This window comes from Brevundimonas sp. Root1423 (genome assembly GCF_001426805.1).
In genome coordinates this window covers 1-6,727 of sequence record NZ_LMFL01000064.1, presented here as the reverse complement: position 1 = coordinate 6,727, position 6,727 = coordinate 1, and the positions used below count along the sequence as shown (strand labels likewise).

Annotated in this window: 7 protein-coding genes and 2 pseudogenes; 4 read left to right on the top strand and 5 right to left on the bottom strand. The window is 68.8% G+C overall.

Features of this window, described 5'->3' with window-relative positions; translation table 11 throughout:
• A pseudogene (locus tag ASD25_RS26655) lies at positions 1-754 on the bottom strand (zeta toxin family protein); the annotation flags it as partial.
• A 1-nt stretch (position 755) separates the two neighbouring features.
• Positions 756-917: signal recognition particle receptor subunit alpha (locus ASD25_RS32530; protein ID WP_235562895.1), on the bottom strand; the 162-nt coding region annotated here is incomplete at its 3' end.
• A 358-nt stretch (positions 918-1,275) separates the two neighbouring features.
• Between ASD25_RS32530 and ASD25_RS26645 the strand changes: the two genes are divergently transcribed.
• Both ASD25_RS26645 and ASD25_RS26640 read left to right on the top strand, forming a co-directional pair.
• Positions 1,276-1,575, top strand: coding sequence for a UrcA family protein (locus ASD25_RS26645; protein WP_055826570.1), 300 nt, complete (start codon positions 1,276-1,278; stop codon positions 1,573-1,575).
• Positions 1,576-1,748: 173 nt separating this feature from the next.
• Positions 1,749-2,066, top strand: a complete 318-nt coding sequence (locus ASD25_RS26640; protein WP_055826573.1) for a UrcA family protein — start codon at positions 1,749-1,751, stop codon at positions 2,064-2,066.
• Positions 2,067-2,160: 94 nt separating this feature from the next.
• Here the strand turns inward: ASD25_RS26640 and ASD25_RS26635 are convergent, their stop codons facing one another.
• A complete protein-coding gene (locus ASD25_RS26635; protein ID WP_055826576.1) occupies positions 2,161-4,329 on the bottom strand; it encodes a M3 family metallopeptidase in 2,169 nt (722 codons plus the stop codon).
• A 123-nt stretch (positions 4,330-4,452) separates the two neighbouring features.
• Between ASD25_RS26635 and ASD25_RS26630 the strand changes: the two genes are divergently transcribed.
• Positions 4,453-5,304 carry a glutamate racemase gene (locus ASD25_RS26630; RefSeq protein ID WP_055826579.1) on the top strand — a complete coding sequence of 284 codons (852 nt, stop codon included), beginning with the start codon at positions 4,453-4,455 and terminating at the stop codon, positions 5,302-5,304.
• Between the two features lie 49 nt (positions 5,305-5,353).
• Positions 5,354-5,890, top strand: a complete 537-nt coding sequence (locus tag ASD25_RS26625) for a hypothetical protein (protein WP_055826582.1) — start codon at positions 5,354-5,356, stop codon at positions 5,888-5,890.
• Here the strand turns inward: ASD25_RS26625 and ASD25_RS26620 are convergent.
• Together ASD25_RS26620 and ASD25_RS26615 are read right to left on the bottom strand one after the other, a co-directional pair.
• Positions 5,887-6,420, bottom strand: a complete 534-nt coding sequence (locus tag ASD25_RS26620; RefSeq protein ID WP_055826585.1) for a carboxymuconolactone decarboxylase family protein — start codon at positions 6,418-6,420, stop codon at positions 5,887-5,889. The genes ASD25_RS26625 and ASD25_RS26620 overlap by 4 nt on opposite strands.
• A gap of 97 nt (positions 6,421-6,517) precedes the next feature.
• Positions 6,518-6,727 (bottom strand): annotated as a pseudogene (locus ASD25_RS26615) (peroxiredoxin); the annotation flags it as partial.

Sequence of the window (6,727 nt, the reverse complement as noted above, 5' to 3'; positions counted from 1 at the left end):
CGCCGATGTATTTGATCGGCAGGCCGGTGACGGCCCGCATCGACAGCATGGCCCCRCCGCGCCCGTCGCCGTCGGCGCGGGTCAGGACCAGGCCGGTCAGCGGCAGGCGGTCGTGGAAGGCTTTCGCGGTGCGGACCGCGTCCTGGCCGGTCAGGCTGTCGGCGACCAGCAGGGTCTCGACGGGYTTGGAGACGGCGGCGACTTCSGCCACCTCGGCCATCAGGGCCTCGTCCAGGGTGATCCGGCCGGCGGTGTCGAGGATCAGGACGTCGTAGCCCTGAAGTTTCGCCGACTGCAGCGCGCGCTTGGTGATCTGGATCGGCGACTCGCCGGCCACGATGGGCAGGGTCGCGACCTCGATCTGCTTGCCCAGGGTGGCCAGCTGCTCCATGGCCGCCGGACGACGCGTGTCCAGCGAGGCCATCATGACCTTCTTGCGGTCGAACTTCGTCAGACGAAGCGCCAGCTTGGCCGAGGTCGTGGTCTTGCCCGAACCCTGCAGGCCGGCCATCAGGATGACGGCGGGCGGCGTGGCGTTCAGGTTGATCGGGGTGGGCTCGTCCCCGCCCAGCATCTCGACCAGGCCGTCGTAAACGATCTTGACCACCTGATCGGCGGGCTTGACCGAGCGGATRACGTCCTCGCCCGTGGCGCGYTCGGTGGCGAAGGCGATGAAGTCCTTGACGACGGGCAGGGCGACGTCGGCCTCGAGTCGTTCAGCAGGGCGCGAACCTTGCCCCATGCCGAGCCGGCCNGAAGGCGATGAAGTCCTTGACGACGGGCAGGGCGACGTCGGCCTCGAGCAGCGCCACGCGCACTTCGCGCATCGCCTCGGAGACGTCCTTCTCGGACAGGGCGCCGCGCCCGGTGATCCGGTCGAAGACGCCTGTCAGCCGCTCGTTCAGAGCCTCGAACATTCACAACCTCGTCGGCCCCTGCGGGCCACCAAACCGACGGGCGAAACGGTCTCCATAGCGAAATGGCCTCCGGCGACGATCACGTCGGCGGAGGGTTCTCGCCATCCTCGTCCCGACGGATCGGGGGTCGTGATGGTGGAGACGCGAGGTTCACTTGCGTCGGAAGCGGCGGCTTATGGCGGAAAAGCGGGGCGAAGACAAGGCGGCGGGCGCGCCGCGCCTGATCGCTGTTCAGGTTTCCGCGAATTCATCCAGCGTCGCTATTTCGCCGCGGAACGCTCACGCGGCTGCAACGGTCCGCGCGCATCTGACATCCCGTCGCCGCCAAGAGCGACGTTGATCTCCACAGGAGTTCGTCATGAAAGCCCTCGCTTCTCTCGCCGCCGTCCTCGCCCTCGCCGCCGCCGGCTCCGCCTCGGCCCAGGAGGCGCGGATCGCCTGGGGTGATCTGGACCTGTCCAGCGCCGCCGGCGCCAACACCTTCGACGCCCGGGTCGAGGCCGCCGCCCGAACCCTGTGCCGGGGCGCGAGGAAGCCCGGCAGCCGCATCAGCGACCGGGCCTTCTGCCGCGCTGCGGTGCAGGCGGAAGCGGTGCGACTGCTCCCGGGGCGGGCGCAGGTCGAATACGCACTGAGCCGCCTGCCCATCGTCGTCTGAAAGCCAGCGGGGCCGCTCCTTGGGGCGGTCCTGTTGACATAAGCCAAACTTTTGGCTGGCTGAGCAGTACTCGGGCTGTGATCTAGTAATTGTAGCAGTTCCGGTATGGCGGTCGTCACATGAGCCCCTCATCTGCCTTGTCGTCGCACTGCCCGCGACAGGAGGATTTTCAGATGATCAAGACCGCCCTCGCCCTCGCCGCCGCCGGCCTGCTTTACGCCGCTCCCGCGGCCGCCCAGACCGTTCGCGTGCCGTTCGGCGACCTCAATCTGTCGACCGCCGCCGGCGCCGGCGCCTTCGACGCCCGCGCCGCGGCCGCGGCCCGCGAGGCGTGCGCCATCGGTCCGCGCGCCCTCGTCAACGACAACTGCGTCCGCCGCGTGCAGCAGGAAGCGGTGCGAAGCCTGCCGGCCGCGCGTCAGGATGACTACGTCCGCGCCCGCCGTGGCGACCGCATCCTGGCCATGGTCGCCCGCGCCTGGCCGGCGTGACCCGCAGACAAAAGAGGCCGGCGATCGCTCGCCGGCCTCTCTCGTCTTGCACCCGCGCGCCGCCCTCAAGCAGCCCGAAGGGCGATAGGGCTCCCTAGGAGACCGGGAAGCCCCGCACCTTGAGCAGCGCCGTCACGTCCGGGTCGCGGCCGCGGAAGCGGCGATAGGCCTCGGCGCGGTCGGTGGTGTTGCCCTCGGCCAGGATGATGGCCTTGTAGCGGGACGCGATGTCCGGGTTGAAGACGTCGCCCGACTCCTCGAAATAGGCCCAGGTGTCGGCGTCCATGACCTCGGACCAGAGGTAGGAATAATACCCGGCGGAATAGGCGTCCGACGTGAACAGGTGATTGAACTGCGGCAGGCGGTGCCGCATCACGATCTCCTTCGGCATGCCGTAGCGGGCCAGGCTCTCGCGCTCGAAGGCGTCGATGTCGGTGGGCGGGGTAGTCTGCGTGTGCAGGTCCATGTCGACGAGGGCCGAGGACAGATAGCTGACCGTGGCGTAGCCCTGGTTGAAGGTCTGGGCCGCCTGGACCTTGTCGACCAGCGCCTGCGGCATGGGTTCGCCGGTCTGGTAGTGTTTCATGAAGCCGTCGAGGATCGGCCGGCTCAGCACCCAGTGCTCATGCACCTGCGACGGATATTCGACGTAGTCGCGCGGCGTGCCGCCGAGGGCCGGATAGGTCACCTTCGACGCATAGGCGTGCAGGGTATGGCCGAATTCGTGGAACAGGGTCTCGGCGTCGTCCAGCGAGATCAGGATCGGCTCGCCCCCCTCGGCCTTGGTGAAGTTGTTGTTGTTCGAGCCGAGGGTGTTCTTGTCCCCGTCATAGGTCGAATGCGACCGGTAGGTCGTCATCCAGGCCCCCGAGCGCTTGCCGGCGCGGGAATAGTCGTCGGCGTAATACAGGCCGATGGGCCGGCCGGCGTCCTTGACCTCATAGACGGTCACGTCCGGATGGAAGACCGGCACGGCGCCCGCGGGCAGTTTGTCGAAGGTGAAGCCGTACAGGCGGCGCGCCATCTCGAACGAGCCGGCGCGGACGTTGTTGAGCTCGAAATAGGGTTTCAGCTCGTTCTGGTCGAGGTCGTACTTCTGCTTCCGGACCTTCTCCGCATAGTAGAGGTAGTCCCACGGCTCGATGTCGTGGCCGGCGATGGCGCGCATGTCGGCGACCTCCTCGGCCACCCGCGCCTTGGCCGGGGCCCAGACGCGATTCATCAGATCCATGGCCGCGCGCGGCGTCTTCGCCATCGTGTCCTGCATCCGCCATTCGGCGTGATTGCCGAAGCCCAGCAGACGGGCGCGATCCTGACGCAGCTTCACGATCTCGGCGATGATCGCATTGGTGTCGTTGGCGCCGCCGTTGTCGCCGCGATTGACGAATTTGCGCCAGACCACTTCGCGCAGGCCACGGTCATCGGCGAAGCTGAGGAAGGGATCGACGCTGGAGCGGGTGTTGACGATGGCCCAGCCCTGGACATTCCGGCTGCGCGCCGCGGCGGCCGCGGCGGCCTTGTTCGAGGCGGGCAGGCCGGCGACCCCGGCCTCGGTCGGGATGACAGTCCAGGTGTTCTCGTCGGCCACGACCTTCTGGCTGAAGGCGGTGAAGGCGTTCGCCAGGGCGGTGTTGATCCGGCCCAGCTCCGCCTTGCCGGCGGCGTTCAGGGCGGCGCCGTTGCGCACGAAGGCGTCGCGGCTGCGTTCGGCGATGCGCGTCTGCTCGGCGGTCAGGCCCATGGCGCGGGCGTTGTCGGCCACGGTCTTGATGCGGGCGAACAGCTTTTCGTTGAAGGTGATCTCGTCGCCGGCGGCCGAAAGCAGGGGCGACACCTCGGTGTCGACCGCGTTGTAGTCGTCGGACCCGATATTCGAGGTCATAACGCCATAGATCGAACCGGCCCGGTCCAGCGGCTCGCCGGCCATCTGCATGGCGACCATGGTGTTGGCGAAGGTCGCGGGCTCGGGATTATTGGCGATCGCCTCGATCTCGGCGCGCTGCAGGTCGATGCCTTCCAGCAGGGCGGCGCGCAGCTTGGGCGCCGTCACCCGGTCCCACGGCGGCACGCCACCGAACGGTCCGGTCCATGGCTGCAGCAGTTCTGCGCGCGGGGTCTGGACCGGCAGGACGGCGCGCGCGACGGCGGCGTCAGCGGCGAGGGTCGCGGTCGGGTTTGCTCCGCCCATGGGCATTCCGTTCGAGGCGCAGGCCGAGAGGGCGAGCATGCTGCCCCCGGCGATGAGAAGGTGACGTCTGTGCATGAGAAACTCCGTGCGTGGCGTTCGTTGCCATGACCCTAGGCGCTCGCGCCGCTGACTGTCACATGAACGGGCCGTAATCTTACTCGGTGGACGGGGGCGGGCGGCAAGTCTAAAGCCCGCGCCATGGCGATTGGCGTATTCGACTCCGGCGTGGGCGGCCTGACGGTCCACCGCGAACTGACGCGGCGGTTCCCCGACCGGGATTTCGTCTATCTGGCCGACCAGGCCAACGCCCCCTATGGCGGGCGCGGCGGCGAGGAGATCGTCGAGCTGACCCGCGCGGGCTGCGAACGGTTGTTCGAGGCGGGGGCCAATATCATCGTCCTCGCCTGCAACACCGCCAGCGCCATCGCCCTGCGCCGGCTGCAGCAGAGCTGGGTGCCCGAGGCGCGCGCGCGTCACGGTCGCGCAATCAATGTGCTCGGCATCATCGTCCCGACCATCGAGGCGGCCACGGGCCTGCCCTGGACCTATGAGGCCGAACGGCGCGGGGAGAAGATCGAGGCCATCGACATCACCGGGGTCTTCTGCACCGCCGCCACGGCCATGAGCCGGGTCTATGAGATCGAGATCGACAAGCGGAGAGAGGATCTGGCCGTCTTCTCCGAGCCCTGCCCCGGCCTGGCCGGCCTGATCGAACTGGGCGCCCCGGCCGAAGAGCTGAAGGTGGTGGTCGAGGACCACGTGGACGCCCTGCGCCGCCGCATCGGCCGCCATCCCGACCAGGCCATCCTGGGCTGCACCCACTATGAGATCGTCGCCGACCTGTTCGCCGCGGCGCTTCCGCCCGGCACGCCGTTGATCCACCAGCCGACCGCCGTGGCCGACGCCCTGGCGCGCTATTTCGACCGCCATCCGGAATACGACCTGGGCGGCTCGGGCCGGCGGGACTTCCTCACCAGCGGCAAGGCCGGTCCGCAGTCGGACCTGGTCGGCCAGTTCTGGGGCGCGCCCCTGACCTTCACCCCCGCCTGACTTGACGAAAGCCGCCGATCGTCGCCCGTTGGCGGCGGGAGGATTTCCGATGCTCAAACCCCTGATCATGGCCGCCGCCATCGCGGCCCTGTCCGCCGCGCCGGCCGCCGCCGAGGTCGTGGCGCGCACCGCCGACAGTTTCACCCTGCGCTACGCCGTCGGCGCGGAGATCGCGCCCGGTGATATCGCGCCCGCGCTTCAGGACCTGCCGAAATGGTGGGACTCCGCCCACACCTACAGCGGCTCGGCCGCCAACCTCAGCCTCGACCTCACGCCCGGCGGATGCTGGTGCGAAAAGCTGGCCGACGGGACCGACTTCGATCATGGACGCACCGTCTCGGCCGAGCCTGACCGGTTCGTCTTCAACGCCCCCTTCGGCCCCCTGCGCGGCAAGACGACGAAAGCCGAACTCACGGTCACCTGGCCGGGCGCCGACCGCGGCTGGACCCCGACCTGGACCATGGTCGTGGAAGGGCCGGGCATCGGGGCGATGGCCGACGGCGTCGACGCGGTGATGGCCGCCGGCTACCAGCGCTGGCTTCACTATCTGGAATATGGCGAAGCGCCGGCGGCGTCCGGCTCCTAGGCGGCCAGAGCCGCTTCCGAGGCCGCGATCCGGCTGGCGGCGTGGACCACCGCGCCGATGCGCAGCGCCGCCTGCACCTGGGTCGCCGGCACGCCGTGCTTGCGCAGCGCGCCCTCATGGGCGTCGAGACAGGAGCCGCAGCCATTGATAGCCGAGACCGCCGTCGACCACAGTTCGAAATCCATCTTGTCGACGCCCGGATTGGCGAGGACGTTCATTCGCAGCCGGGCGGGGATGGTTGTGTATTCGTGGTTCTTCATCAGGTGCAGCGAACGGTAGTAGACGTTGTTCATGCCCATGATGGCGGCGGCCGCCTTGGCCGCGTTCATCGCCTCCGGCGACAGGATGGTCGCCGCCTGGGCCTCGATCGCCCGGACCACCGGAGCGACGCCGACCGCATGGGCCGAGGCGAGGAAACAGCCCCATTTCTGCTGGTCGTTGAGCACCGTCTCGGAGGCCAGGGAGCCGAGGTTCAGGGATATGTCCTTGGCGTAGGCCGGGATGAGGTCGCGGAGGGCGTCGAGGGACATGGGACTCTGGGGGCTAGATTCTAGGGGCCAGGTTCTCGGTAGAGGCAAGGCAGCAGGGGCTAGAGGCTCGGTTTCCCTGGCCCCTAGCCCCTGGAACCTACGCAGCGAGCGTCTCGCCGCCCACCGGGCGGTTGCAGGCGCACAGCTCATCGGTCTGCAGGGCGTCGACGACCCGCAGGGTGTCGGCCGGGGCGCGGCCCACGTTCAGGTTGGTGACGTAGACGTGCTGCACGACGTTGTGCGGGTCGACCACGAAGGTGGCGCGCAGGGCGACGCCCTCGGCCTCGTCCAGGACGCCCAGGTCGCG

What these genes read in the sequence shown, in the direction of transcription:
- ASD25_RS26635 (WP_055826576.1), bottom strand. Translation starts at nt 4,329, where the DNA reads ATGCACAGACGTCACCTTCTCATCGCCGGGGGCAGCATGCTCGCCCTC.
- ASD25_RS26630 (WP_055826579.1), top strand. Translation starts at nt 4,453, where the DNA reads ATGGCGATTGGCGTATTCGACTCCGGCGTGGGCGGCCTGACGGTCCAC.
- ASD25_RS26645 (WP_055826570.1), top strand. Translation starts at nt 1,276, where the DNA reads ATGAAAGCCCTCGCTTCTCTCGCCGCCGTCCTCGCCCTCGCCGCCGCC.
- ASD25_RS26620 (WP_055826585.1), bottom strand. Translation starts at nt 6,420, where the DNA reads ATGTCCCTCGACGCCCTCCGCGACCTCATCCCGGCCTACGCCAAGGAC.
- ASD25_RS26640 (WP_055826573.1), top strand. Translation starts at nt 1,749, where the DNA reads ATGATCAAGACCGCCCTCGCCCTCGCCGCCGCCGGCCTGCTTTACGCC.
- ASD25_RS26625 (WP_055826582.1), top strand. Translation starts at nt 5,354, where the DNA reads ATGCTCAAACCCCTGATCATGGCCGCCGCCATCGCGGCCCTGTCCGCC.